The sequence below is a fragment of the Saccharopolyspora sp. NPDC050642 genome (assembly GCF_040654735.1).
Taxonomy (GTDB): Bacteria; Actinomycetota; Actinomycetes; order Mycobacteriales; family Pseudonocardiaceae; genus Saccharopolyspora; species Saccharopolyspora elongata.
The window spans coordinates 74,891-99,329 of the sequence record NZ_JBFAIN010000025.1 but is presented as its reverse complement, the minus strand read 5'-3'; the positions used below and the strand labels follow the sequence as shown (position 1 = coordinate 99,329).

The following is a 24,439-nucleotide window of genomic DNA, read 5'->3' as shown; positions in this document are numbered from 1 at the left end:
CGGATTCAGCCCGCGGTTTCGAGCACCTCCCGCAGGTACGGCGCGGTGCGGCCGGCGCAGGCGCGGGCCACTTCCGCCGGAGCGCCGACGGCCACCACCGAACCGCCTTCGTCGCCGCCACCGGGACCGAGGTCGATCACGTGGTCCGCGCCCGCCGCGACGGTCATGTCGTGCTCGATCACCACGACCGTGTTACCCGCGTCGACCAGTGCGTGCAACAGGCGCATCAGCACCTCGACGTCGGCCGGGTGCAGGCCCGTGGTGGGCTCGTCGAGGACGAACAGGGTGTGGCCGCGACGCGTTCGCTGCAGCTCGGTCGCCAGCTTGATCCGCTGCGCCTCGCCACCGGAGAGCTCGGTGGCGGGCTGGCCGAGGGTCAGGTACGACAGCCCGACGTCGTGGAGGGTCTCCAGGCTGCGCGCGACCGCCGGCACGTCGGCGAAGAAGTCGCGGGCGTCGTCGACGGTCAGGGCGAGCACGTCGGCGATCGACTTGTCCCGGTAGCGGATCTCGAGGGTCTCCGGGTTGTAGCGGGCGCCGTGGCAGGCGGGGCACGGCGAGTAGCTGCTGGGCAGGAACAGCAGCTCGACGGCCACCGCCCCTTCGCCCTGGCAGGTTTCGCAGCGCCCACCGTCCACGTTGAACGAGAACCGGCCCGCCGAGTACTTCCGCCGGCGGGCTTCGTCGGTGGCGGCGAACAGCTTCCGCACCCCGTCGAACAGTCCGGTGTAGGTCGCGAGGTTCGACCGCGGCGTGCGTCCGATCGGGCGCTGGTCGACCTCGACCAGCCTGTTGATCGCGTCCAGGCCGGTGATGCTGCGAACGTGCCGGGACGTGTCGGCCGCCGGCTCCTCGTCGTCGCCCGCGTGGCTGCGGGACGCGCCGAGGTGGTCCCGGACGGCGGCCGCCAGGATGCCGGTGACCAGCGTCGTCTTGCCCGACCCGGACACGCCGGTGACGGCGGTGAAGACGCCGAGCGGGAAGTCGACGTCGGTCTCGACCAGGTTGTGCCTGCTCACCCCGCGCAGCTCGATCTTCCCGGCCGGGGTGCGGCGCTTGCCGACCGGAGCCGGCGGATCGAAGAGGTGGGCGCGCGTCACCGAGTCCGCGGACGTCCGCAGCCCGTCCAGCGGGCCGCTGTAGAGAACGCGCCCGCCGTGCTCGCCGGCCCCGGGACCGACGTCGACGAGCCAGTCGGAGTGGCGGATGATCTCCGGTTCGTGCTCGACGACGAGCAGCGAATTGCCTGCCGCCCGGATCCGGTCGAGCACGCGGAGCAGCGCCTGGGTGTCGTCGGGGTGCAATCCGGCCGACGGCTCGTCGAGCACGTAGACGACGCCGAAGAGCGTCGAGCGCAGCGTCGCGGCCAGCCGCAGCCGCTGCAGCTCACCGGCCGAGAGCGTCGGGGTGGCGCGGTCCATGGCGAGGTAGCCCAGGCCGAGTTCGACCAGCGCCTCGATGCGGGCCAGCAGATCCTCGACCACGACCCGCGCGACGCTGTCGTCCTGCTCGGCGCGAAGCTTCTCCGCGAGCACGGTCAGCGGGAGCGCGGCGAGGTCGGCGATGTTGGCGCCGGCGAACGTCACCGCCAGCGCTTCGGGCCGCAATCCCGAGCCGTCGCAGCCCGGGCACGGCAGCACCTCCACGTACTGCAGGGCCCGGTTGCGCAGCGTCGTGCTCTGGGTGGTCGCCAGCGTGTGCAGGACGTATCGGCGGGCGCTCTGGTAAGTGCCCTGGTAGGGGCGCTGGATGCGGTCCGCCGTGCGCTCGGGGTGCACCGTGACGACGGGCTGCTCGTCGGTGAACAGGATCCACTCGCGGTCGGCCTGGGGCAGCTCGCGCCACGGCCGGTCGACGTCGTAGCCGAGCACGGCCAGGATGTCGCGGTAGTTCTTGCCCTGCCAGGCACCCGGCCACGCGGCGATCGCCTTCTCCCGGATGGACAGCCCCGGATCCGGCACCAGCGAGTCCTCGCTGACCTCGTGGATCCGGCCGAGGCCGTGGCAACGCGGGCACGCACCGGCCGGCGTGTTCGGCGAGAAGGCGTCCGAGTCCAGCCGCCCGGCGCCGGCGGGATAGGTGCCTGCGCGGGAGAACAGCAACCGCAGGGAGTTCGACAGCACGGTCACGGTGCCCACCGTGGAACGGGCCTGGGCCACGCCGCGGGCCTGCTGGAACGCGACGGCCGGCGGCAAGCCCGTGATCTCGCGGGCATCGGGCGTGCCGGCCTGGTCGATGAGCCGCCGCGCGTACGGTGCGACCGACTCCAGGTACCGCGCCTGCGCCTCGGCGTAGACGGTGCCGAACGCCAGCGACGACTTGCCCGACCCCGAGACGCCGGTGACGGCGACCAGCGCGTCGCGCGGGAAGTCGACGTCGACCCCGCGCAGGTTGTGCACCCGCACCCCGCGCAGGCGCACCATCGAGCTGTCGTGGTCTGGCACTGCTGCGTCCTCACAGGTAGATGAATCGCGGGCCACCACACGCTACCGAGCAGGAACCGGAGGCGCGCCGCACCCTCCAGGGCCTGAGATATCGCGGTGACCACGCTCACCGAGCGACGATTCCGCGCCGTGCCGGGAGTCACACCTGGCGGACAACGCGCTCGAACGAAGGAGAAGCCGTGCAGGACGACATCTGGGCGATGGTGCACGCGGAGCGTGCCGCGCTGATCGGTGACCTCGCGCACCTCGATGAACGGCAGTGGTCGGAGCCGTCGCTCTGCGAGGGGTGGACGGTGCACGACGTGGTCGCCCACCTGGTCGACTCCGCGCGGACGACGCGCCTCGGGTTCGTGGCCGGCCTCGTCCGGGCGCGGTTCGACTTCGACCGCCAGAACGCACGCGGCGTGGAGCGCGAGCGCGGCGCCACGCCGCAGGAGACGCTGGAGCGACTTCGCCAGGTGGCGTCGCGGACGTCGACCCCGCCGGCGCCGCTCGACAGCCGGCTCGTGGAGGAGGTCGTCCACGGCGAGGACATCCGCCGCCCCTTGGGGCTCACCCGCCACTACCGGCCGGAGGCCGTGGTCCGGTCGCTCCGCCTGCAGGCCCGCACCCCGGCATCCTTCGGCGGGGCCAAGGAGCTGATGTCCCGCATCCGCCTGACGGCGACGGACGCCGACGTGTCGATCGGAAACGGCCCGGAAGCGACCGGAACCGCGCTTTCCCTGCTCCTGGCGATCTCCCGTCGCCGAGCGGCGCTGGAAGACCTCGACGGACCGGGGGTTGCGGAGCTGACGGCCGCCTGAGGCGCGTCCCGCTGATCGGCTACACCTGATGCCGGACGGCAGTTCCTCGCTGGGTCAGTCGGTCCCCGCGGCCAGGTCTGGCTGCAGGTGCCCGATGGCGCGTTCGATGGTGGCGGCGGTTGCGAGGAGGCGGTCGTCGTGGTGATGCGGTGCGACGAGTTGGATTGCGCAGGGCAAGCCTTCGGGACTGATTTCGATGGGGATGCTGATGGCTGGGTTGCCGATGTCGTTGAACGCTGCGGTATAGGCGATCGGGATGGTTCGCCGCTGCGCGGCTGCACGGATGTCGGGGCCGTCCGCCGGCCAGGCGGTGGTCGGTGTAGTGGGCGTGAGGAGCAGGTCGTAGCGTTCGAAGAGCTCCGCGGCCCAGTGGTCGAGTTGCCCGCGATATCTCCAGTAGCGCGCGAGGTCGGTCGTGGTGACCGAGCGTCCGCGGTCGAGGAGGGCGGCGAACCACGGTTCGAGGTGATCGCGGTGCGTGGTGAGTTCCTCGGTGACGTTCATGAACCGGTTGTGGGCGAGGACCTGCTGGCGTAGCGCGATGACTTCGGGGAAGGTTTCTGCGCCAGGGTGCGGGGTGTGGTCGTCGATGATGTGGTGGCCGAGGTGGCGCAGCGTGTCAACGGCCGTGTCGAGGGCGTCCACAATGGATGGTTCGGGGTCGGCGATGCCGAGGGTGCGGTTGACACCGATCCGGAGGCGGCGTGGTGGTCGGTCCACTGCCTCGAGGTAGGGGCGGTTCCGGCGAGGGAGCGAGAACGGGGCGGCGGGGTGGAATCCGGCCGTGATGTCCAGGTGCAGGGCGGTGTCGTGGACGGTTCGCGCGTGCACTCCTGGGTGGTGTTGGTGTCGGCGAGCGGGCTTGGGGCTGGTGCTGATCGCTGCTAGATCGGCGGCGACGCGGATCCCGGGCTGATGGATGGTGACGGCCGGACGAGCACGGCGACGAAGGCCTGGAGGTTCATCGACCGCCTCGCGGATCCTCTGGCGACGACAGACCCGGCTCGTTGATCGCGCGTTCCTCCTAGAGCCATCCGAAGACGGCCCAGACGAGCGGTGGGCCGACGACGACCGAGCAGAGTCCGTAGACCATCAACTGGCGAAAGAGCTTTTCCCGCTGCTCGGGCGCGGTGGAGCTGAGGATGATGGCGCCGGTCCCGCTGAGCGGGTTGACGTCGACGATCACCGCCGACAGCGCGATGGCGATGATCGCGCCGACGGGCGAGACGCCTGCGTCGACCAGCGGGGCCATGAGCGGAACCGCGGTGGCGATGACGGCGATCGAGGAGGCGAAGAACGACGTGACGCCCGTGACGGCGCAGACGGCGAGCAGCGACAGCATGGGGCTGCCGGTGAACTGCAGTGCCGCCGACACCCGCTCGAATGCGCCGAGGTGCTCCATCAGCCCGATGTAGGTGAGCACCCCGGCGATCAGCAGGATGATTCCCCATGGGATGCGGTCGATCACGTCGGCCGGCTTCACGCGGAGCACGAGCTGGAGCACGAACGCGAGGCTCAGCCCGAGCAGGCCGAGGTTCAGCTTGAATGCGACCCCGCCGACGACGAGCAGGACCAGTGCGGTGATCGTGGCAGCGCGGGAAAGCCACTCGGGTGCAGCCGCCCGGGCCTCGGTTCTGACGGCCGCGGGCGCGATGGCGGTTGCCGTGCCGCTCGAGGAGGGTGCGCCGGCCGGCGCTGCATCGGCCGGATCCGGGTCCGTCGCGTTGGCGAGCGGGGCCGCGGCCCGCGCGAGAGACCGCCGCGCTACGGCCATCGCGGCTAGGCACGCGAGCAACCCGGTGCCCACCGAGGCCAGCAGCAAAGCCGGCGAGGTGTGGGCGGGTACGGGGATGTCCGCCTTGTCCAGCAGGCGGGGAGCAGTTGCCCCGAACACCGCGATCGGGGAGAAAAGGCCGCACATGATGCCGTGGAGCATCACGAGGCACATGAGCAGTGGCGGCAGTCCGCGGCGCGCGGCCAGGCCCATGGTGATCGGGGCCATGATCGCGATCGCGGCGGCGGGCAGCGTGCCCAGCGCGGTGATCAGCGTGCCGATCCCGAACAGCAGCAAGGGAAGCAGGGCGACCCGATCGCCGATGCGCCGCACTGCGTTGTCGAGCAGCCAGTCGGTGGTGCCGGTGGACTGGGCGACGGCGAACAGCGCGGTGATCCCGACGATCAGGACGACGAAGTCGACCGGGAAGAAGCCGAACAGCTCGTCGATGTCCACATCGGCGATGGCCGCGACCAGGAAGGCGGCGGGGAGGGCCGCGAGGGCCAGGCTGAAGCGCGGCACGAAGGCGCCGAGGAACAGCAGGGCGAGCACCACGATCGAGAGCAGCGATGGGGTCATTCGGTGCCAAGTCCTTCTGCGTCGTTGCGGAGGGAGCGGAGCGGGTCAGATGACGCCGTCGGCGCGCAGGGCGGCCACGGCGTGCTGGTCGAGATCGAGCAGTTCTGCCAGCACCGAGTCGGTGTGCTCCCCCAGGCGCGGCCCCAGAGACCTGATCCGCCCGGGGGTCCTGCTGAGCCGCGGCAGCGGGGCGACCATCGGCAGCTCGCCCCAGTCGTCGTCCACGACGGTGGTGATCGTCCCGCGCTCCCGGTAGTGCGGGTCGGCGGCGATGTCGGCGACGCTCATGATCGGCGAGGCCGGCACCCCGGCGTCGTTGAGGATCCGGACGGCGTCATCGGCGGGGAACCTGCCCGCCCACGCCGCGATCGCGGCGTACAGCTCATCTTGGTGATCGACGCGGGCGTCGCGGGTCGCGTACCTCGGATCCGCCGCGAGCTCCGGCATTTCCAGGACGGTCACCAGCTTGCGGAACAACGCGTCGGTGCCGGCGTGCACCGAGATCCGCCGCCCGTCGGCGGTGTCGAAGTCGCTGGCCGGGACGACCTGGAGGTTCCGGTTTCCCTGCCGCTCCCGGACCTTCCCGAGCGCGGCGTAGGTCGGCAGCGAATTCTCGGAGGCGCGGAATCCCGCTTCGTACAGGCCCAGATCCACGATCTGCCCCGTGCCGCCGTTGCGGTCCCGCTCGTACAGCGCCGTGACGGTCGCGAACGCCGCGAGGTAGGCGGCCATGTAGTCGATCACGGCGTACCCGGTGCGGGTCGGGTCCCCGTCGGGTTCGCCGCTGACGTAGGTGAGCCCGGAGTACGCGCTGGCGATGCGGTCGAAGGCGCCCCGGTCGCGGAACGGCCCCGACATCCCGTAACCGGTGACCAGGACCAGCACCGCCCGCGGATTGATCTCCTGGAGGCGCTCCGGGGTCAGCCCCCACTTCTCCGTGGTGGGCGGGCGGAAGTTCATGACGACCACGTCGAAGTGCGGCACCAGGTCGCGCACCAGCTCCTGACCGCGCGCGGTCCGCAGGTCGATCGTCACGGACTTCTTGTTGCGTCCCTCCTGGATCCACTGCAGCGAGCGGCGCCCGGTGGCCGACGAGCCCGGCCCCTCCCGGGTGAAGTCGCCGCGACCGGGTTCCTCGACCTTGACGACCTCGGCCCCGAAGTCCCCCAGCATCGTCGCCGTGACCGGCGCGGCGAGCACGGTTGCCAGGTCCAGCACGCGGATGCCTTCGAGCGGCAGGCGATCCTCCGACACCATCCACCTCCTGCGAGCATCTCGTTATTAACTATTAGTTATTAACGCTTCGTTATTAACGGAACAGTAGGATGTGTCCGGCAAGGCAGTCAAGAGACCGGGAGGCGCGGATGTCCGACGAGGCCACCGCGGCGAAGCCCCGCCGACGGCGTCGCTCGCGCGAGGAGACCGAGTCCGACCTGCTCGACGCCGCACTGCGGATCATGCGGCGCGACGGACTCCTCGAAGGGGTCGCGCTGCGGGACGTCGCCACGGAAGCGGGGGTGAACCACGGGCAGATCTACCAGTACTTCGGTTCCCGCCACGCACTGCTGCGGGCGGCGATCACCCGCCTCCTCCAGCAGTCGACGCTCGACCGCGACACGCATTGGGAGCAGCCGTTCGCGCAGCGGCGCACGGCGATGTGGCATTCGGCGCTGCAGCAGCCGGACCTGCCCAAGCTGGAGGCCCTCCTCGCCCTGGAGGGCGACGACCAGCTCGTGCTCTTCCCCGCGCTGGAACGGACTCGGCAGGCGCTCGACCGCGACCGCGCGACCGGCGCGCTCCCGCCGGATGCCGACGCCGACGTCCTGCACGCGATGACCGCGGCCACCTACCTGGGCTACTGCATCTTCCGCGAGACGATCGCCCGCGAACTCGGCGTCGCGCTCGACGAGCTCGACGAGCGAGCCGGCGCCGTGTACGAGCGACTCGTCGCCGGACTCGCGGCCGATGACCTGCCCGGAGCGGACCCGGACCACACGTCCTGAACCGGTGCGCGGGCGAAATCGCGCGGGACGGCCGCCTTCGCCCGCGGATCGACCACTGCCGGCGGTCGGCAAGCTCGACGCGGTTCATTAGCCAAGAAGTCCACACTGGACAACTAAGGCGTGTCTCCTAAATGCGTGTCCAGGTGATACACGCTGACAGGACGACGGCGGCTCGGTAGGTGATGGCGAGTTTGTCATAGCGGGTCGCGAGTCCGCGCCATTGTTTGGTCAGGGAGAAGGAACGTTCGACGACGTTGCGGCGCTTGTAGGTCGCGGCGTCCAGTGCTGGTGGCCGCCCGCCGGCTGAGCCCTTACGTTTGCGGGCGGCGATTTCGTCCTTCTTCTGCGGGATCACGGTCTTGATCCCGCGCCGGGCGAGCATCGTGCGGTTCACCCCTGATGTGTAGGCACGGTCGGCGATGACGGCGTCGGGTGTCGTGCGCGGTCGGCCCAGCCCGAGGCGGGGGACACGGATGTCTGCCAGCACCTCGGCGAGCATGGCGCCGTCGTTGCGCTGACCGCCGGTGACGACCGCGGCCAGCGGACGCCCGTGGCCATCGACGGCGTGGTGGATCTTGCTCGTCAGCCCGCCACGCGACTTGCCGATTCCGTGACCCGCGGGTTCACGCTCGCCGCCGAGCCGTGGCTCGATCCGCTCCCACTGCTCATCAGACAACGACTGAAACCGCGACGAACTCACCCGCGCATCATGCCGTGATTTCGCGGATGAGTTCTGACCCGCGCAGCGGAATCGCGCTCAAATTCTCTCGTACCTGGTCAGGACCGTCCCACCGGGAAACGCCCGCGTCTCCACCAGGTTCAGGTTCACCCAGCTGTCCAGCATGGTGAAGAACGGCGTGCCGCCGCCCACCAGGACCGGATGGGTGACGATCTCGTACTCATCGACCAGCCCAGCCCGCATGGCCGCCCCGGCCAGCGTTGCACCACCGACCCTCATCGGCCCGCCGTCCTCGGCCTTGAGCCGGGTGATCTCGGCGATGGCGTCGCCAGTCACTATGCGGGTGTTCCAGTCGACCTTGTCGATCGTCGTGGAGGAGAACAGCACCTTCGGTGTGTCCCGCCAGTTCCGCGCGAACTCGATCTCCGCCGGAGTGGCGCCCGGCTGCTGGTCACCGGTCGGCCAGTAGGAACTCATCGTCTCCCACAGCCTGCGCCCGTACAGGAACAGGTCGATCGCCTGCTCCTGCTCGAGCCACCACTGGAACAGCTCGTCACTCGGCTCGCTCCAGCCAAGGTCGCCGCCGGGCGCGGCGATGTAGCCGTCCAGGCTCAGGTTCATACCGTAGATCAGTTTCCGCATGGCGCCATCCTTCCGTCAGTCGGTCTGAGGCGTATAGACAGGCGCGACGCAGGGAACTCATCGGTGTGAGCTCTCGGCTCGCACAGGTAGTCCTCATGTTCCGGACGCAGCGTGGCGTACGCACTCGAATCCCCACGGATCACGACGAACAGCTCCACCTTAGCTACGGCGCAAGCTCCTCCCTTCAACTACCACAGCACACGCGTAATCCTCCGATGATCTTGCTGGGGCCAGAACTTCCTGGGTATCAAACACGGGTCGCCCGGCGGCGAAGTTCGAGTGCTGGGTCAGAAGGCGCGTCGGGCGATGGCGTAGGCGGCGCGCTGGACTTCGACGCCCAGGTTGGGGACTCGATCCGGCGGGATGTCGTCCTGGGGCCCGGAGACCTGGACGGCCGATGTGGTGGTGCCGTCGGATTCGGCGACGGGGGCCGCGACAGAGGCCATGCCCGGCTCGCGTTCGTTGCGAGCTTGCGAGTAGCCGAGGTCGCGGATCTGCTTGAGGTCGCTGAGGAACTCGTCGTGGTCGATCGTCGTTCCATCGGCGCGGGTGAGGTCGCTGAGCTGCGCGAGGAACTGCTGGAGTTCCTCCGGGCCCATGTTGGCGACGAGTGCCTTGCCCGCGCCGAGGTGCAGCGGCAGGCGCTCCCCGATGGGGAGTTCGTAGCGCAGGGGGCGTGCTCCGTCGACGCGGGCGAGGACGACGCGCGACCAGCCGATGCGTTTGAACAGCGACGCGGTCAGCCCTGTTTCCGCGGCGAGGTCCTGCAGCACCGGCCGGGCCGCGGCGAGCAGCGGGCTGCTGGTGAGGTAGGCGTGCGCCCCGAAGATCAGGCCCACTCCGGGGCGGTAGCCGGTGGCGTCGCGCTCAACGCGCCCACGGGCTTCGAGCACGTTGAGGATGCGCTGCGTGGTCGCGACGGGCAGTTCGGCGCGGCGGGCGATGTCGCTCAGCCGCAACGCATGCCGGCTCGCGTCGAGCACTTCGAGGACGTCGATGGCGCGCTCGAGCGATCGCATGCTGGTCGCGGGCGACTTTGCCGTTTCCATGGGTGGGTGGGCGCTCCCTCCGGGTCAGGACCTCCCCTCCCATATTTCCACACAGTGGTGAACATGCCCGCGAAATCGGCCCGTGGTCGATCGTGCGACCGGTCACCGCACGGCGGTGGCGTTGGGCGGCGACCCGACCCCGCCGACGAGGTGGAGCGGTTTGACCACGACGAGGGCGTCCCACCGCCCGGTCCGGCGGCTGTCGGCGACCAGGTCGGTGAGGTTCCAGAGCTCGCCGAGCGGCGCACCGAGCTTGGCGATGAGTTCCTGGTGCATCATCCCCGCGTCCTCGGGAGCGGTGTCGAGATAGGGGCTGTCGGGAACGACGGGAAGGACCTCCACCGCGAAGGTGTCGGTGGCGAACAGGGCGACCTGGTGGTCCCACAGCCAGGCGGGCAGGTCCAGGCTCTGCCGGAATCCCGTTGCCCGCCGGGCAGCGCGGACTTCGCCACGCACATCGAGGTCAGCGTCGAGGTACCAGCGCGCCCAACCGGTGTGCACGAGAACCACGTCCCCGGGGTGCACCTGCTCGCCTTGGCGTCGCAGGGCCCGATCCAGCACGTCGACGTCCAGCGCCGGTCCGACCCGGTGGTCCAGGGGGCGACCGTCGTCGGCGAGCAGGCCTTCGATGTCGATGACGACGCCGCGGCCGACGATCGGTTTCTCGGCCCAGCGCTGCACTCCCAGCGCCTCGGTACCGGGGCGGATGTCGTCGTCGGCGACGCCGTTGTAGAAGCCGTGGCCGGAGGCGCGTCGGTGGCGGAGGCCGTCGACTTGCGAGGTGGCCTGCAGGTAGAACTCCCGGAGGACGTCGTCGCGGGCTTCCGGGTGGCTGGAGAGCAGTTCGTGGTGCGGGGCTTTGCGGGCCCGGGCCATCGGGGGGTCGAACGCGTCGAGGGCGTGGTCGAGGGAGAAGACCTCGCCCCGGTCCACCGTGGCGAGCGCGTTGAGGACCTGTTGCGGCCCGGCGAAATTCGCCATCCCGCGTTCGGGGTCCTCGGCGAACACTTCCCAGCTGGATCCCGGCGGAACGTGCCCGCGCAGCTGCGCGTATGCGGGCACGTCTGCCTTCGGGCCGGCTTCAGCCATCTTCGGACTCGCGATCGTCTTCGGGCTCGGTCCGATCCGCGGCGCGGTAGGACAAGGCGAACGACAGCAAGCCTGCCACGGAGGCGCCACCGAACGCGTACGGAGCGAGCGCGGAAGCCCAGTGGCGGGCGCCGGTGGCGTCGCCCGCCGCGAGGGCGACGGCCTGCCCGATCACGATGGCCGAGCCGGCGATCAGGAAGAACACCACGGCCACGACGAACATGGCGGTCGCGACGCGGGTGGGGCCGGACGCCGACGACGTCGGCGCTTGCGGATTCATCGTCGAACTCATCAGTGCTCCCTCAGATCCGAGGTCAGACGGGTAGTGCGCCGGTGGCGATCAGGACACCCATGCCGAGGATCGGCAGGCAGTAGTAGCCGAGCAGCGGCATGAACGTCTTGACCGGGTCGACCCGGGCGATGCCGGAGGCGACGTAGATCGGCGCCCCGGACGGCGGTGAGGCGCCCTCGGTCGAGGCGAAGATCAGTACTGCGGCCGCGGCGATCGGTGCGGGAATCCCGGCCCCGACCAGCGCGGCGACGGCGACCGGCCCCACCGCTGCCATGGTCGCGCTCGCGGTGAGGGGGATGGCGATCGCCACGATGATCACGCCGATCGCGATGGCCATGATCCAGGCAGGCGCCTGCAGACCGGACAGCACGGCCTTGAGCTGATCGGCCAGACCGAGATCGGCGAGCAGGTTCGAGGCCGAGAACGCCGCCACGATCGTGATGCCGATGACCCCGAACGACGGCGCGGCCTTGCCCAGCGTGGACCACCAGCCGGCTGCGCTGCGAGGCAGGTGCTTGCGGCCGAGAACCAGCACCAGGGCGATCATCAGGACCGGAATCCAGGTGATCAGGCTGATCACGTCGGGCATCGCGTACGGCTGCGCGGGCAGGGCGGTGCCGTCGGCGAGCTGGACCGGCTTCTTCAGCGCCTCGGCCACGCCGGAGTAGGTCCCGAGCATCTCGGCGACCGGGCCGCGGGTCAGCAGCAGCGGGACGAGGATCGGCACGAACAGCAGCACCGAGGTCCACCCGCTGCGCAGGCTCCGCCCGAACGGCATCCGGTCCTCGACCGAGATCGGCTCGATCCCGTTGCGGCGGACGAGGAAGAACACCAGCACCAGGCGGTAGCCCAAGCACCACAGCCCGGCCAGTGCCAGCGGCTTGACGATCTCGTCGGGCTGCATGATGCCTTGGGCCGCCAGACCGCCGACGAGGATGAACATCGTCGAGGAGAAGGGGAAGGTCACCCCCATCCCGGCACCGCCGGCGACGACGGTCGCCGCGAGCTCCGGTTTGACCCCGGAGCGCTTCATCCACGGCACGGTCACCGACCCGACAGCGGCGGTCACCGCGGCGCCGACGTGGGCGATCGCGCCGAAGATGCCGCCCGCCACGGTGGCGGTGTAGACCGGTCCGCCGCGCAGTCGGCCCAACACCGAGTTCAGCAGGTCGATCAGCTTGTCCAGGACCGGGGTCTTGGTGAGCAGGTAGCTCATGAGCACGAACGCCAGCCCTGCGAAGGTGACCTCCTCCTGCATGGCGTCGAGCACCGCGGCACCGATGGCGGACAGCGGCGAACCGCCGCCCTCGATCCCGCCGATGAAGGCGAAGGAGCAGACGGCGAGGAAGCCGAGGATCATGGCTTCCCCGATGTTGCGCTTGAACACCGCGTTCCAGAGGATGATGACGCCGACGAACGCGACCAGCGCCCACACCCCGGTCATCACGCGGTCCCGGCGAGGATCGCGGCGCGGCGCTGCGCCTCGTCGGCTTCCACGGCACGGCCGCCGAGCAGGCTCGCGACGGCCTCCGCCGCCGGAACGACGACGACACCGTCGTCGTCGGCGACGACCACGTCGCCCGGGTGGACCACCACTCCCCCGACGGCGACCGGCACGTTGATCTGCCCAGGACCGTGCTTGTACGGACCGGCGGGGGAAAGCCCGCGAGCCCACACGCCGAAGCCGATGCGCTCCAGTTCGACGACATCCCGCGCGGCGCCGTCGATGACCATGCCCACCACGCCGCGAGCCTTGGCGCGCTCGGCGATCAGTTCGCCGATCAGCGCGCGGCTCGTGTCACCTTGTCCGTTGATGACCAGAACCTCGCCGGGCCGGGACGCCGCGACGGCACGATGCACGGCCAAGTTGTCCCCGCTGCGCACCCAAACCGTGCGAGCCCTGCCGACCAGCTTCGCACCCTTCCACAGCGCGTGGATGCCGCCGTCGAGCATGCCCATGCGATCGCGGGCGTCGCCGATGTTGGCAACGGCGAGCCCGGCGTACTCGGCCTGGAGGTCCTCGATCGGGGCGAGCGCAGCGTCGGCCAGGCCGCGGTGGAGCTCGGTGGCCGCGCGCGTCAGCACGGGTCGTTGACCGAGCGAGTCGAGCAGTTCCGCAGCGGCTTCGGTCTCGACGGAGCGCCGGTCGGCGTGCTTGAAAGTGCCGTCGTGCAGTCGATCGAGCGCACCTGCGCCGCCGCTGAGCTCGCCGGAGATCTGCTTCCGGACCCACTCCTCGGCGCCTGCCGCGCGCCCGGCCGCTACGGATTCCACGATCAATGCGCCAAGACCCTTCATGAACGTGCTGCGCAGGAGTTTGCGTGCCGCCGCGTCTCCCGGGTCGCCGCCGATGTCGTCGACCTCGGCGCCGAGATCGGCGAACACGCGCGCGGCCGCGGGCGCGCCCGCACCGCTGATGACCACGGCCGTAGCCGCGCCATGGGCCGGCACCGAACCGATCACCGAGACATCCGCGAACCGATCTTCGCCGACCTCCACTGCGATCTGCCTCTTCACCGCGGGATCGCCGGCATTCATGTCCGCGTAGACCGCGTCGGGCCGGAGGAACGCCGCAACGGACTTCGCCGCGGACAGCGCTGCTGAACCACCCACCAAGCTCAGGACCACCTGAGCGCCGTCAACGGCCTCTTCCGGAGTGCCCGCCCTGACGACCCCGGCCGGGGTCGCGTGGTCGGCCGGATCGTAGGTCGAGACCGTCCACCCCCGCCTGACCAGGCCGGAAGTGTACAGGCTCCCGGCTTCGCCCAGTCCCAACACCGAAGCTCGCATGACGCCTCGTTTCCACACAGTGATAAGTCTTATCGATGTATGGGTAGTATTGCCACAAGATGAGAGGCCGGTCAACAGGGGGTTTCGAGCGAAGGGCCGTTCGGCACCCGAACTCGCCGGCACGCAAGCCCGAGCCGATCCCGGCGCGACAGCAGCCCCGACGCCACACCTGGCAGCACGCGAACGCAGTTGTCGATCAGCCCCGACATCGACAGGAAGGGCGACACTGCGAGGCGACTGCGGCGACCCCGATCACGGCGCCCGCCAGCGATTCGCCATCGATCAGGCCCGATGAGGGCATATTTGAACCGATCAACCACCGCCGCGCCGCAATTACCTCGTAGCGCAGGGAGATTCACCAACGCAGCGCTATTGAAGTCCATAATGGACAAAACGAGGACAGATGCGCCGGAGCTTCACCGACAGCAGCTAGATCCTGCACCCAACGGGGTTTTCCGCGCCGAACCCCCATTCGGGCAGCTACCTTCGCATGCGACTCGGCCAGCGCAACGTTTCGGCAGCCGACTCGATCACATCGCAAGGCGAGATCGTTCGGTCGACGCCGTTTCATCCGGGCGCCGGCCATCCACCTCAACGGTCCACACTGGATGATCGGACGACCGCGACATGCGGACTTCCGCGCAGATAGCCGCGGCTATCGCGTGCCGAGCGCGTCAGCGCGAGGCGGCCGCTTCGGCGCGCGCCGCGTCGAGCAGGGTCGCCATGCCGACCTCGAACGCCCGCTCGGCTCGGTCGGTGGAGGTCTCCTGCGCGGCGAGGGCGGCCGCGAGGTTCGGCGCTTCGACCCCTTCCGGGATCTCCCACATCACCTCCGGCGCCGCGAGGTCCAGCGCCGAACCGATGACGAAGTTCTCCATCGCGGTGAGGATCTCCATCGTCCGGCCGGCCGGAATGCCGCTGCCGGCCAGCTTGGCCGCGATCTTGTCGTACGCCGCGATGACCTCGGGCGAGCGGATCGTGGCGGTGGTCAGCAGCGGCACCACGCGCGGGTGCGCGGCGAAAACCGCGCGGTAGGAACGGAAGAAGGCCTCCATCGCGACGTCCCAGGGGTGCGTCTCGAGCGGCACCGGATCCATCCGGTCGCTGATCTGCTCGCGGAGCAGTTCGATCACGCCGGCCCGGCCGTCGACGTGGTGGTAGAGCGAGCCGGTCTGGACCCCGAGCCGCCGGGCCAGCTCGGGGAGCGTGAAGTCCCCGGCCTCGTCGACCAGCTCCAGCGCCATCTCGCCGATCCGCCGGCGGTCCAGCACCGCCGTACGGGGACGTCCCGCCCGTCGTTGCGCGGCTCCCACCACGTTCACCCCTTCCCATCCGGCGTCGCCACCCGTACGCTACCGCCAACCTAAATCTAATCGGTTTCGATTAACCGAGGGAGTCGGACGATGTCCACACCCACGTCCCGCGAAGGGGCATCTCGAAACACCACCGAAGGCCTGAAGCGCAACGCGCTCGGGACGAGCGATCTGGTCTTCATCGTCGTCTCCGCGGCCGCCCCGCTGATGGTCATGATCGGCGTCGCGCCGCTGGCGGTGCTGGTCGGCGGTCTGGGAGCCCCGGCGGCGTACCTCTTCGCCGGTATCGTGCTCGCCGTCTTCGCCGTCGGATTCACGACGTTCTCGCGCCATGTCGGCAATGCCGGCGCCTTCTACTCCTACATCGCGCTCGGCCTCGGCAGAACCGCCGGCGTGGCAGCGGCTTTGGTAGCGCTGCTCTCCTACAACGTCCTGCAGATCGGCGTTTACGGCCTGCTCGGCGACGTCACCCGGAGCACGTTCCTGGACGTCTTCGGCACCGATCTGCCCTGGTGATCCTACGCGATCGCGGGTGTCGCACTGGTTTGGTACGTCGGCTTCCGCAGCGTCGACTTCGGCGCGAAACTCCTCGCGGCCATGCTAGTGGCCGAGACCGGCGTGCTGTTCGTGCTCGCCGTCGCGATCCTGGTGCAGGGCGGCAGCTCCGAGGGCATCGGGTTCGAGTCCTTCGCGCCGTCGCACCTCTTGGAGCCCGGCATGGCCAGCATCCTGCCAACGGCGTTCGCCGCGTTCATGGGTTTCGAGGCGACCGTCATCTACGGCTCCGAGACCCGCGAGCCGCGCCGCACGATCCCGCGGGCGATCTACATCGCGGTAGCGGTCCTCGCCGTGACGTACGCCTTCATCGTGTGGAGCATCGTCCAGGCCTACGGCGCGCAGGGCATCGTCGCCGCGGCGGCCGCAGACCCGGTCGGCCTCTTCTTCAACGCCTCCGACACCTACCTGGGCGCCTGGTTCACCAAGGTGATGCACCTGCTGATCATCACCAGCGTCGTCGCCGGCCTGGTCGCCTTCCACAACGCGGTGACCCGCTACACGCTGGCCATCACCCGGGAAGGCCTGCTGCCCGCCCGCCTGGCGGCGGTCCACCCGCGCACCCGGTCGCCGTACGTCGCCGGTTTCGCGCAGACCTTGCTGGCCCTGGTGATCGTCGTCGGTTTCGCCATCGCCGGCGCCGACCCCTACAAGCACCTGCTGATCTGGGTGAACACGCCCGGCGTCTTCGGCATCCTGCTGCTGCAGGTGGCCGCCGCCGTCTCCGTCGTCGCGTTCTTCCGCCGCACCCCCAACACCGAGGGCCGCTGGCGGACCGTCGTCGCGCCGGTCCTCTCCGCGCTGGCCATGATCGGCGTGCTCGTCCTGGCGGCCTGGCACATGGACCTGATGACGGCCTCCTCGCCCGCCGTCAGCTTCGTCCTGCTGGCCACGGTCCCGGTCGTCGCCGTCATCGGCCTGTGCTGGGGCGCCTGGCTGCGCCGCAACCGACCCGAAGTCCACGCCCGCATCGCCACCAACTGCGAGGAGGAGTTCTCCGATGAGCGCCGCTGACGTCCTCGTCACCGGGACCACGGTCCGCACGCTCGACCCGGCCCGCCCCACCGCGTCCGCGATCGCGGTGCGCGGGGACCGCATCGTCGCCCTCGACGACGACGCGCTCGCCCTGCGCGGGCCGGGCACCGAGGTCGTCGACCTCGGCGGGGCGACCACGACGCCGGGCCTGGTCGACGGGCACATGCACCCCGTCATGGGGATCTCCTCGTTCGACGGCCTCGACCTGTCCTGGTGCCGCGACCTCGACGACGTGCGCGCGGCGCTGGCCGGCGCGGAGCGCGGTCCCGAGGGCTGGGTGACGGGATTCGGGTTGGACCACAACGCCTTCGACGGCACGCCCGTGACCAACCGGATCCTCGACGAGGTGCTGCCGAACGCCCCGGTCTTCATCAACCTCTACGACGGCCACTCGGCGCTGGCGAGCGCAACCGCCTTGGCGCGCGCCGGGGTCACCGGGCCCCGCACGTTCGGGCAGCGCTCGGAGGTCGTCTGCGACGAGTTCGGCCGGCCCACCGGGCACCTGCTGGAACACGCGGCGATGGAGCCGGTGCGCGCGGTGATCCCGCCGACGCCCGCCGCCGAACTGCGGCGCAGGCTCGTCGAACTGCTCGGCGGGATGGCGGCGTCCGGGCTCACCGGCGGCAACGTCATGGACGGCGCGGAAAGCACCCTGAACCTGCTGGCGCAGGTCGAGGACGAGACCGACCTGCCGGTGCGGCTGCGGCTGGCACCGTGGTGCATGCCCGGCGACGACATCGACGAGCGCATCGCGCTCCAGGGCCGGCGCGGCAGGCGGTGGGAGGTCGCCGCGGTGAAGTTCTTCATCGACGGCACCGTGGAGGGCGGCACCGCCTGGCTGGAGCACGCCGACTGCCTCGGCCAGAACACCGACGCGTTGTGGCTGGACACCGAGGAGTACACCGAGGCGGTCCGCCGTTTCGCGGCCGCGAAGGTGCAGACCGCGACCCACGCCATCGGGGACGCCGGCGTGCGCCACGTCGTCGACGGCTTCCAGGGCGTGGAGACCCACGGTGTCCGGCACCGGATCGAGCACCTCGAGACGCTGCCGATCGGCCAGGTCCGCCGGCTGGTGGCCACGGGCCTGGTGGCTTCCATGCAGCCGTCGCACACGGCGTACACCAAGGCCGACCACAGCGACGCGTGGTCGACCCGGCTCGGCACCGAGCGGGCCAACCGGGCCTGGCGCTGCCGCGACGTGCGCGAATCCGGCGGAATCCTCGTGCTGGGCTCGGATTGGCCGATCGCGGGGTACGACGCCCGCGAGGTGCTCGGCTTCGCCCGGCTGCGCCGCCGGCCCGGCACCGACATCGCGCCCGTGACCCCCGAGCAGGCGCTGACCGGCCTGATGGCGCTGGAGGGGATGACCACGCAGGCCGCGATCGCGGACGGCACCGCGTCGCACGCCGGCCGGATCGCGGTGGGATGCCGGGCCGACCTGACCGCGTTCGCGGTCGATCCGGTCGACGCACCGGCCGACGAACTCGCCGACGCCCCGATCCGGCTCACCGTGTCGGCCGGCCTGATCACCCACCGGGCCGGCTGACCGGCCAGCGACGGAAAGGATTCGACATGCACGCAGCGGACCGCCCGCCCGTCCCCGTGACCTTCGGGAACTGGCAGGAACCGGAGCTCATCCGCTGGTCGTTCCAACACATGGACGAAGTCGGCCCCACCGCTGACATCTCCCGAGGCGGCCCGGCAGTCGAGCTGGAGCGCAGCCCGCTCGACCTCACCGGGCTGGACGTGGCCCTCGACGACGGATCGACCCGCACCGTGGCCGACATCGTGGGCTCCAGCGACACCGACGGCTGGATGGTGCTGCACCGCAACCGGGTGGTCGCCGAGGAGTACGCCGGCGGGATGACCCCGGCGACGCGCCACCTCCTGATGTCGGTGAGCAAATCGCTGGTGTCCGCGGTGACCGGGGCGCTGGTCGGCCGCGGGCTCGTCGACCCCGAAGCCCCGGTGGCCGCCTACGTCCCCGAGCTCGCAGACAGCGGGTACGCCGATGCCACCGTGCGGCACCTGCTGGACATGCGCAGCGGCGTCGCGTTCTGCGAGGACTACCTCGACCCGGACTCGGATGTGCGGCACCTCGACGAAGCGGTCGGGTGGGTGCCGAGACGCAGCGCCGACTCCCCCGCGTCGCTCAAGGCGTTCCTCCCCACCCTGCGCCAGGATCGCCCGCACGGTGGCCGGTTCGAGTACCGCAGCGCGGAAACCGACGTGCTCGGCTGGGTCTGCGAGGCTGCGGCCGGCGAGCGCTTCCACCGGCTGGCATCGGATCTGCTCTGGTCACGCCTGGGCGCGGAGCACGACGCCTTCATCGCCGTGGACTCCGAGGGCACCGGGCTGTTCGACGGCGGAATCTGCGCCACTCTCGGCGACCTCGCCCGCTTCGGCGCGATGATCCTGGCGGACGGCACCTCGCTCACCGGCGAGCAGGTGGTGCCCGCGCAGTGGGTGGCGGACATCTTCACCGGCGCACCGGACGCGGCGGAGGCCTTCGCTGCGGCCGCCGACGCGCACGGACTGCCGGGCGGGGCTTACCGCAGCAAGTTCTGGTTCCCCAGAGCGGGCGGCGATGTGGCGTTGTGCCTGGGCATCCACGGCCAACTCGTCTACCTCGACCGCGCGAACGACGTGGTGGGCGTGAAGCTCTCCAGCTGGCCGGCCCCGCTGGAACGCTGGAAGCACCTCGCGTCGCTGCGGATGTTCGAGGCGATCAGCGCCCACCTGGCCGACGGGACCTGACGGCGGGTCGTCGCGCCGCGGGGGCTTGTTCGACCGGACAGCCGGGTGCGGGCAACAGTAGCCGATCGAACAAGCTTCTCGTGACCGTCGAAACTCTAATCTTCCGGAACATCTTCCCAAGCTCGCGCCGACGGAACGGTGAACGGATCGATGGTCAACCACGCAGGCCCGCCGCCCGAGCACGAGGTAACGCCGCCGACAGGCCGCACCCTCCTCGTCATCGGCGACGACGAGGACCTGGGCCGATCGGTGGCCGATCACGCCCAGCGCTGGGGAAACCACGTCGACCGCCTGCACCGGCCGGACGACGACGAGCTGCGACACCGACTACCGGACTCCGTCGACGGCGTGGCTGTGGTGTCCCGCAACGACATCGTGGCGTTGCGCTACGCCCTGCTCGTAGAACATCTCGCACCCGGCGTACGGCTGGTCGTCACGATCTTCGACCGCACGGTCGCGGACGAACTCACCCGCACCGTCCCGAACTGCACCGTGCTCGGAATGACGGACGCGATCGTGCCAGCGCTGCTGGGCACCTGCGTCACACCGAACCTCGCCAGCCTCCAACGCTCGGGCGACCAGCTCCTGGCCGTCGAACACACCCCCGACGGGACCCGGGTCAGCCGGACGCCGCACCGGCCCGCGCCGTGGCGAAGCCGATTCCACCTGCTCCGCAGCCAATTCCGGCCGGTGGAGACCTCATCACGAGCGATGCTCACCGGATTCGCCGGCCTGCTCCTCGTGCTCGCCCTCGACAGCACCCTCGCCTGGACCGTCCTGCACGAGCACTGGGCCGACGCGATCTGGCACGCCACCCGCACCCTGACCACCGTCGGCTCCTCCCCCGCCGTCGAACACGCCCCCGACTGGTACAAGCTGCTCTCCGCGGCATCCATGCTCGCCGTGCTCGCATTCGCCGCGATGTTCACCGCGGGCTTCGTGGACCGGCTCATGTCGCGACGGCTCACCGGCATCGTCGGTTCCCGCGCGGTGCCACGCCGCAACCACGTCGTGGTCGTCGGCCTCGGGCAGGTCGCACTTCGGCTGTGCTGCGAACTGCAGGCGATGGGAATCCCCGTCGTGGCCGTCGAACGAGACCGCCACGCACCGTGCCTGCCGCTGGCCCGCGAGCTCGGCATCCCCGTGGTCCTAGGCCGGGGCGGCGACCGATTCTTGCTGCAACGCCTCGCCTTGCCGAAAGCCAGGGCACTGGCGGCGGTTTCGTCCGACGGCCTGGAGAACATCGCCGTCGCGGTCACGGCCCGAGCCGTCGCGCCTCAGCTGCGAATCGTGCTGCGCGCCGGAGGAGACGACGTCACGGCCGAATCCAAATCGCTGTTCCGCATCGGCGCGGTCTGCGACGTCACCCGCATCGCAGGCCCGTTCGTCGCAGCAAGGCTGCTCGGCCTGAAACCGCTGAGCGTCTTCACCCTGCTCGACCGCACCTGCGCGTTGTTCGACGACGACCTCGTGGTCGACCTCGCGCAATGGGCGTCCCGCCCCATCGAGAACGTCACCATGTCCGCGAACTGAAGTCGAGGAAGGTCAACACGATGCCCCAGCAGTCCCATGTAGACACCGCGACGAGCCCCGCCTCGGCGGGCGGCACGACCGACACCAAGCCGGGGTCGACGCCGCGCCAGGAGAACCCCGAAGCGACGTTCTACGACCACGAAGAGAGCCACCTGATCCTGGGCTACAACTGACGTCCGCCCGCCGAGAGCAATCGAATATCCACAAGGGACGATCGAGCGGCGAAGGCCGACGCGCTAGCCGCGAAGGGCCGGCGTGAAGATCGCGGGCAGCGCCCGCCATCGCGGCCGCGCGGCTACCCGTACTTCCGCATGGGCATGCCGGACAGAGACCTAGGAGGCGGACAGCATGACGAGTTCGCGCAGTCCACAGGAGACGAACAGCGGCGCGGCCGTGGTCAGTGCGCCAGCAGTTCGTCCAGTTCTTGCTGGAAGAGCAGGGCCGGGTCGAATCCCATTCCGTTGAAGTGCCCGGCGAGTTCGAGCGAGACGACGCCGTGCACGCGGGTCCAGAAGGCCAGGGACTTGCGGAGGGCCGCGGTCGGCGCCGAGCCGTCGGCCCAATGGCGGTGTTCTTCGAGATGGGCGTCGAACGGTGTCGCCGGCGCTTCCGCGGAGAGCGCCGCCGTGTGGGCGTCGATCAGCACGGCCATCATCTCGGACGTGATCTTCGCGGTGTCCTGCGGCGCGTGGTAGCAGGGAACGGGCGTGCCGTAGAGGAGGAAGTACCGCTGCGGGTCCGCGAGGGCCCAGTCCCGCACGACGTGGGCCAGCCCGGCCACGTCGGCGCCGGAGTCGGCGGCCGCCAGGACGGCATCGGCGAGGCTTCGGTAGGCGTCGCGGATGAGTTCGGTGAGCAGCTCGTCGCGACTGGCGAAGTACCGGTACAGCGCGGGGCCGCTCATCCCCATGCGCTTGGCGATCGCGTTGAGCGACAACGCCGAGACGCCGGTCGTGGCCACCTGCTCCCACGCGTGCTGCTTGATCTCCGCGTGCACCTGGGCCCGGTAGCGCTCCCGCGGGCTCGTACCGCCCGTACCCATCGCAGTCACCCTCCCCGGCCACAGCTCCATCAACTCTGGTTAGAGGTTATCACTTTCTCTATTGACACTCACACTGCGTAGTTATAGCTTCTAACTCAAGCGAATGCCACTAACTATCTCGCGTCCAACGAGAAGGAGAACCATGTCCGGCATCCACCCGAGCACCTCGCCGAACCCGCAGGCCCGGCCCCGCCGCCGAGGTGGTGCACGTGCCGCACTGGCCGCGATCCCGCTGGCCGCCGGCATCCTCGGCGCCATCGTCATCCCCACCCTGGCGGCCCACGGGCGGTCACGCAGCCGACCCGGCTTCGCTGACCTGCCAGGGCGAAGGTGTCGATCCCACCGCCGAGGTCCGGTACCGGACCGAGACCTTCATCAAGGCACCGCTGAAAACGATCTGGGAGCTGCAGACCGACGTGACGAGCTGGCCGTCCTGGCAGGAGCCCGTCGCCACAGCCGAGCGCCTGGACCCGGGCCGGTTCCGGGAGAACTCGCAGTTCCGGTGGACCACGCCGGTCCCGCCCACCCCGGTCAGCCCCGCCACGACGCTGGTCATCACCTCCACCGTCCAGCAGCTGCAGCACAACAAGTGCATCCGCTGGACCGGGCCCGCGATCGGCGACGGACTGCGCATCGACGGCGTCCACGTCTGGAACTTCACCGAGGTCAACGGCGGCGTCCTGGTGCGCACCGAGGAAACCCACACCGGCCCGCAGGTCGACGCCGACGTGCCCTTGGCGACCGATCACCTCGGAAAGGGCCTGGAGGCATGGCTGGTAGCCCTCAAGGCCACCGCCGAGTCCCGCCACTCCAACCCGACGAACAACGCCTGACGCGACCCCGGTGACCACGCCGAGGAACCCGCGCCGGACTCATGACCGTCCTCAACGCGAACTTCGTTGTGCAGCAAGGGATTCCACACATTGCGCCTCGACCCCAGGAGGAGACGAATGGTCACCGCAACACCGCACCGCAACCGCTTCCGCGCCGCAAGGCTCGTCACCATCTCGGCGTGGGCCACGCCGGTCCTGATCATCGGCCAGTTCGCCATGGTGGCGGTGGTCCCCGTCGCGCTCGCGCTGATCGGCACCCTGAGCGATGCGCGCCTCCGAGCACTCCGGTGGTGGGCTGCGGCGCTCGCGGCGGTCTACGCCATACCCTTGGCCCTCTGGGCGATCGGACCGGATCGAGCACCAAGCCTGTCCAAGGACATGAACCCGGCCTTCGCGACCCTCATCGTCGCCACGGCCATCGCCGTCGCGATAGCCAACCACCGCCAGCGCAGGAATCCCCCGCCGCTTCGCCCAGCCGCTGAGCGGCCCCGAACGGAACCTGCGGGGGGAGACGATTCCCGCAGGCACGACGCAGCCTGAGGAAATCGTGTCGAGCCGACCGATGCCTCCCGCGATCGGCCAAGTCGGCTCATGAATGACTGGTGAGAGGAGCCGAGCGACGGGTTGCAGCAACCCGGATTCCTCTCGGCTCCAACGGAAATCCCCGCTGTGTTCAGCGGGATGGTTTGAACGCTAGTGCGCGGGTGGTTTCGGCTACCTCTGGCCAGCGGGGGTCTGCCGGGGTTGCCGGGAAGCCGAGGAGTGGCGCTAGGCGCTTCCATGCCTTCGGGTGGGCCTTCTGGTAGGCCAGCAGGACCTTCTGGACCTCCCGGCCTTCGAGGAAGCGGTGGTCGGGCTCCGGCCATCGGCGTGCGCCGAGGCGCACCTCGATGGCCGGCGCCGCTTGGATGTTCCGGTACCAGTCGGGGTTCTTGCCCCACGCCGCCACCACCACGACCTCCGGGACCTCCGGGTCGTAGCCCACGACCTCCACGACCACTTCCCGCCGGGCGCCGGTTCGCCGGCCCCGGTGGGCCAGGTAGAGCAACCGGTGCCCGGCCAGCCACCCGAGTCTCGCCCGGTAGAGCCAGATCGGCGCGCGCAGCAGGATGCGCAGCGCGCCACGCGGTTTCCGGTCGGTCACGGCCATGTTCACTCCCGTCGGCTCTCGGCCGGTTGATTCGCCAGTGCCTTCGCCGGTTTCGGGGCTGGGGCCCTGTCTGGCAG

General features: G+C 70.1%; 24 protein-coding genes. 10 read left to right on the top strand and 14 right to left on the bottom strand.

Annotation, left to right across the window (positions count from 1 at the left end; all coding sequences use genetic code 11):
• Window positions 1-5: 5 nt before the first annotated feature.
• Window positions 6-2,444, bottom strand: a complete 2,439-nt coding sequence (gene uvrA, locus AB0H93_RS30235) for an excinuclease ABC subunit UvrA (RefSeq protein WP_358576896.1) — start codon at window positions 2,442-2,444, stop codon at window positions 6-8.
• A gap of 179 nt (window positions 2,445-2,623) precedes the next feature.
• On the opposite strand from uvrA, the gene AB0H93_RS30230 reads away from it, so the two are divergent.
• Window positions 2,624-3,247 carry a maleylpyruvate isomerase family mycothiol-dependent enzyme gene (locus AB0H93_RS30230; RefSeq protein ID WP_358576893.1) on the top strand — a complete coding sequence of 208 codons (624 nt, stop codon included), beginning with the start codon at window positions 2,624-2,626 and terminating at the stop codon, window positions 3,245-3,247.
• Window positions 3,248-3,301: 54 nt separating this feature from the next.
• Here AB0H93_RS30230 and AB0H93_RS30225 read toward each other — a convergent pair whose 3' ends face one another.
• From AB0H93_RS30225 to AB0H93_RS30215, 3 genes are all read right to left on the bottom strand, one after another.
• The gene (locus tag AB0H93_RS30225) at window positions 3,302-4,126 is read right to left on the bottom strand and encodes an amidase family protein (protein ID WP_358576944.1); all 825 of its coding nucleotides are present in this window, start codon (window positions 4,124-4,126) and stop codon (window positions 3,302-3,304) included.
• Window positions 4,127-4,271: 145 nt separating this feature from the next.
• Window positions 4,272-5,600 carry an SLC13 family permease gene (locus AB0H93_RS30220; RefSeq protein ID WP_358576890.1) on the bottom strand — a complete coding sequence of 443 codons (1,329 nt, stop codon included), beginning with the start codon at window positions 5,598-5,600 and terminating at the stop codon, window positions 4,272-4,274.
• A gap of 45 nt (window positions 5,601-5,645) precedes the next feature.
• Complete coding sequence (locus tag AB0H93_RS30215) at window positions 5,646-6,854, bottom strand: CoA transferase (protein WP_358576888.1); 1,209 nt, start codon at window positions 6,852-6,854, stop codon at window positions 5,646-5,648.
• Between the two features lie 110 nt (window positions 6,855-6,964).
• On the opposite strand from AB0H93_RS30215, the gene AB0H93_RS30210 reads away from it, so the two are divergent.
• The gene (locus AB0H93_RS30210) at window positions 6,965-7,603 is read left to right on the top strand and encodes a TetR/AcrR family transcriptional regulator (RefSeq protein ID WP_358576885.1); all 639 of its coding nucleotides are present in this window, start codon (window positions 6,965-6,967) and stop codon (window positions 7,601-7,603) included.
• A gap of 127 nt (window positions 7,604-7,730) precedes the next feature.
• On the opposite strand, the gene AB0H93_RS30205 is transcribed toward AB0H93_RS30210, so the two are convergent.
• The 8 genes from AB0H93_RS30205 to AB0H93_RS30170 form a co-directional block, all read right to left on the bottom strand.
• A complete protein-coding gene (locus AB0H93_RS30205) occupies window positions 7,731-8,303 on the bottom strand; it encodes an IS5 family transposase (protein ID WP_358576882.1) in 573 nt (190 codons plus the stop codon).
• 57 nt (window positions 8,304-8,360) lie between these two features.
• Window positions 8,361-8,924, bottom strand: coding sequence for a dihydrofolate reductase family protein (locus AB0H93_RS30200; RefSeq protein ID WP_358576880.1), 564 nt, complete (start codon window positions 8,922-8,924; stop codon window positions 8,361-8,363).
• A 287-nt stretch (window positions 8,925-9,211) separates the two neighbouring features.
• Complete coding sequence (locus tag AB0H93_RS30195; protein ID WP_358576878.1) at window positions 9,212-9,943, bottom strand: IclR family transcriptional regulator; 732 nt, start codon at window positions 9,941-9,943, stop codon at window positions 9,212-9,214.
• Between the two features lie 132 nt (window positions 9,944-10,075).
• A complete protein-coding gene (locus AB0H93_RS30190) occupies window positions 10,076-11,062 on the bottom strand; it encodes a cyclase family protein (protein ID WP_358576876.1) in 987 nt (328 codons plus the stop codon).
• A complete protein-coding gene (locus tag AB0H93_RS30185) occupies window positions 11,055-11,354 on the bottom strand; it encodes a hypothetical protein (protein ID WP_358576874.1) in 300 nt (99 codons plus the stop codon). The genes AB0H93_RS30190 and AB0H93_RS30185 overlap by 8 nt, the downstream gene beginning before the upstream one ends.
• 22 nt (window positions 11,355-11,376) lie before the next feature.
• Entirely contained in the window at window positions 11,377-12,798 is a 1,422-nt protein-coding gene (locus AB0H93_RS30180) for a TRAP transporter large permease subunit (protein ID WP_358576872.1), read from the bottom strand.
• Window positions 12,798-14,144 (bottom strand): DUF1932 domain-containing protein, encoded by a 1,347-nt coding sequence (locus tag AB0H93_RS30175; RefSeq protein WP_358576870.1) that lies wholly within the window; start codon window positions 14,142-14,144, stop codon window positions 12,798-12,800. The genes AB0H93_RS30180 and AB0H93_RS30175 overlap by 1 nt, the downstream gene beginning before the upstream one ends.
• A 674-nt stretch (window positions 14,145-14,818) precedes the next feature.
• Window positions 14,819-15,466 (bottom strand): TetR/AcrR family transcriptional regulator C-terminal domain-containing protein, encoded by a 648-nt coding sequence (locus tag AB0H93_RS30170; RefSeq protein WP_358576868.1) that lies wholly within the window; start codon window positions 15,464-15,466, stop codon window positions 14,819-14,821.
• An 81-nt stretch (window positions 15,467-15,547) separates the two neighbouring features.
• Here AB0H93_RS30170 and AB0H93_RS30165 point away from each other — a divergent pair, with 81 nt between their 5' ends.
• The 6 genes from AB0H93_RS30165 to AB0H93_RS30140 all read left to right on the top strand — a co-directional run bounded on the left by AB0H93_RS30165 (window position 15,548) and on the right by AB0H93_RS30140 (window position 21,510).
• Window positions 15,548-15,973 (top strand): hypothetical protein, encoded by a 426-nt coding sequence (locus AB0H93_RS30165; protein ID WP_358576865.1) that lies wholly within the window; start codon window positions 15,548-15,550, stop codon window positions 15,971-15,973.
• 9 nt (window positions 15,974-15,982) lie between these two features.
• Complete coding sequence (locus AB0H93_RS30160) at window positions 15,983-17,026, top strand: APC family permease (RefSeq protein ID WP_358576941.1); 1,044 nt, start codon at window positions 15,983-15,985, stop codon at window positions 17,024-17,026.
• Complete coding sequence (locus AB0H93_RS30155; protein WP_358576862.1) at window positions 17,013-18,593, top strand: amidohydrolase; 1,581 nt, start codon at window positions 17,013-17,015, stop codon at window positions 18,591-18,593. The genes AB0H93_RS30160 and AB0H93_RS30155 overlap by 14 nt, the downstream gene beginning before the upstream one ends.
• Window positions 18,594-18,619: 26 nt before the next feature.
• Window positions 18,620-19,804 carry a serine hydrolase gene (locus tag AB0H93_RS30150; RefSeq protein WP_358576860.1) on the top strand — a complete coding sequence of 395 codons (1,185 nt, stop codon included), beginning with the start codon at window positions 18,620-18,622 and terminating at the stop codon, window positions 19,802-19,804.
• 150 nt (window positions 19,805-19,954) lie between these two features.
• Window positions 19,955-21,337: an NAD-binding protein gene (locus AB0H93_RS30145; RefSeq protein WP_358576858.1), complete on the top strand. Its 1,383-nt coding sequence runs from the start codon at window positions 19,955-19,957 to the stop codon at window positions 21,335-21,337.
• Window positions 21,338-21,357: 20 nt separating this feature from the next.
• Window positions 21,358-21,510: a hypothetical protein gene (locus AB0H93_RS30140; protein ID WP_358576856.1), complete on the top strand. Its 153-nt coding sequence runs from the start codon at window positions 21,358-21,360 to the stop codon at window positions 21,508-21,510.
• Between the two features lie 224 nt (window positions 21,511-21,734).
• Here the strand turns inward: AB0H93_RS30140 and AB0H93_RS30135 are convergent, their stop codons facing one another.
• Complete coding sequence (locus AB0H93_RS30135) at window positions 21,735-22,379, bottom strand: TetR/AcrR family transcriptional regulator (RefSeq protein ID WP_358576854.1); 645 nt, start codon at window positions 22,377-22,379, stop codon at window positions 21,735-21,737.
• 209 nt (window positions 22,380-22,588) lie between these two features.
• On the opposite strand from AB0H93_RS30135, the gene AB0H93_RS30130 reads away from it, so the two are divergent.
• Window positions 22,589-23,212, top strand: a complete 624-nt coding sequence (locus AB0H93_RS30130; protein WP_358576851.1) for an SRPBCC family protein — start codon at window positions 22,589-22,591, stop codon at window positions 23,210-23,212.
• 117 nt (window positions 23,213-23,329) lie between these two features.
• Window positions 23,330-23,752 (top strand): hypothetical protein, encoded by a 423-nt coding sequence (locus AB0H93_RS30125; RefSeq protein ID WP_358576848.1) that lies wholly within the window; start codon window positions 23,330-23,332, stop codon window positions 23,750-23,752.
• Between the two features lie 133 nt (window positions 23,753-23,885).
• Here AB0H93_RS30125 and AB0H93_RS30120 read toward each other — a convergent pair whose 3' ends face one another.
• Window positions 23,886-24,362 carry a nitroreductase family deazaflavin-dependent oxidoreductase gene (locus AB0H93_RS30120; RefSeq protein WP_358576846.1) on the bottom strand — a complete coding sequence of 159 codons (477 nt, stop codon included), beginning with the start codon at window positions 24,360-24,362 and terminating at the stop codon, window positions 23,886-23,888.
• Window positions 24,363-24,439 lie beyond the last annotated feature (77 nt).

What these genes read in the sequence shown, in the direction of transcription:
- AB0H93_RS30220 (WP_358576890.1), bottom strand. Translation starts at nt 5,600, where the DNA reads ATGACCCCATCGCTGCTCTCGATCGTGGTGCTCGCCCTGCTGTTCCTC.
- AB0H93_RS30210 (WP_358576885.1), top strand. Translation starts at nt 6,965, where the DNA reads ATGTCCGACGAGGCCACCGCGGCGAAGCCCCGCCGACGGCGTCGCTCG.
- AB0H93_RS30200 (WP_358576880.1), bottom strand. Translation starts at nt 8,924, where the DNA reads ATGCGGAAACTGATCTACGGTATGAACCTGAGCCTGGACGGCTACATC.
- AB0H93_RS30195 (WP_358576878.1), bottom strand. Translation starts at nt 9,943, where the DNA reads ATGCGATCGCTCGAGCGCGCCATCGACGTCCTCGAAGTGCTCGACGCG.
- AB0H93_RS30190 (WP_358576876.1), bottom strand. Translation starts at nt 11,062, where the DNA reads ATGGCTGAAGCCGGCCCGAAGGCAGACGTGCCCGCATACGCGCAGCTG.
- AB0H93_RS30185 (WP_358576874.1), bottom strand. Translation starts at nt 11,354, where the DNA reads ATGAGTTCGACGATGAATCCGCAAGCGCCGACGTCGTCGGCGTCCGGC.
- AB0H93_RS30180 (WP_358576872.1), bottom strand. Translation starts at nt 12,798, where the DNA reads ATGACCGGGGTGTGGGCGCTGGTCGCGTTCGTCGGCGTCATCATCCTC.
- AB0H93_RS30175 (WP_358576870.1), bottom strand. Translation starts at nt 14,144, where the DNA reads ATGCGAGCTTCGGTGTTGGGACTGGGCGAAGCCGGGAGCCTGTACACT.
- AB0H93_RS30165 (WP_358576865.1), top strand. Translation starts at nt 15,548, where the DNA reads ATGTCCACACCCACGTCCCGCGAAGGGGCATCTCGAAACACCACCGAA.
- AB0H93_RS30155 (WP_358576862.1), top strand. Translation starts at nt 17,013, where the DNA reads ATGAGCGCCGCTGACGTCCTCGTCACCGGGACCACGGTCCGCACGCTC.
- AB0H93_RS30150 (WP_358576860.1), top strand. Translation starts at nt 18,620, where the DNA reads ATGCACGCAGCGGACCGCCCGCCCGTCCCCGTGACCTTCGGGAACTGG.
- AB0H93_RS30145 (WP_358576858.1), top strand. Translation starts at nt 19,955, where the DNA reads ATGGTCAACCACGCAGGCCCGCCGCCCGAGCACGAGGTAACGCCGCCG.
- AB0H93_RS30140 (WP_358576856.1), top strand. Translation starts at nt 21,358, where the DNA reads ATGCCCCAGCAGTCCCATGTAGACACCGCGACGAGCCCCGCCTCGGCG.
- AB0H93_RS30135 (WP_358576854.1), bottom strand. Translation starts at nt 22,379, where the DNA reads ATGGGTACGGGCGGTACGAGCCCGCGGGAGCGCTACCGGGCCCAGGTG.
- AB0H93_RS30125 (WP_358576848.1), top strand. Translation starts at nt 23,330, where the DNA reads ATGGTCACCGCAACACCGCACCGCAACCGCTTCCGCGCCGCAAGGCTC.
- AB0H93_RS30120 (WP_358576846.1), bottom strand. Translation starts at nt 24,362, where the DNA reads ATGGCCGTGACCGACCGGAAACCGCGTGGCGCGCTGCGCATCCTGCTG.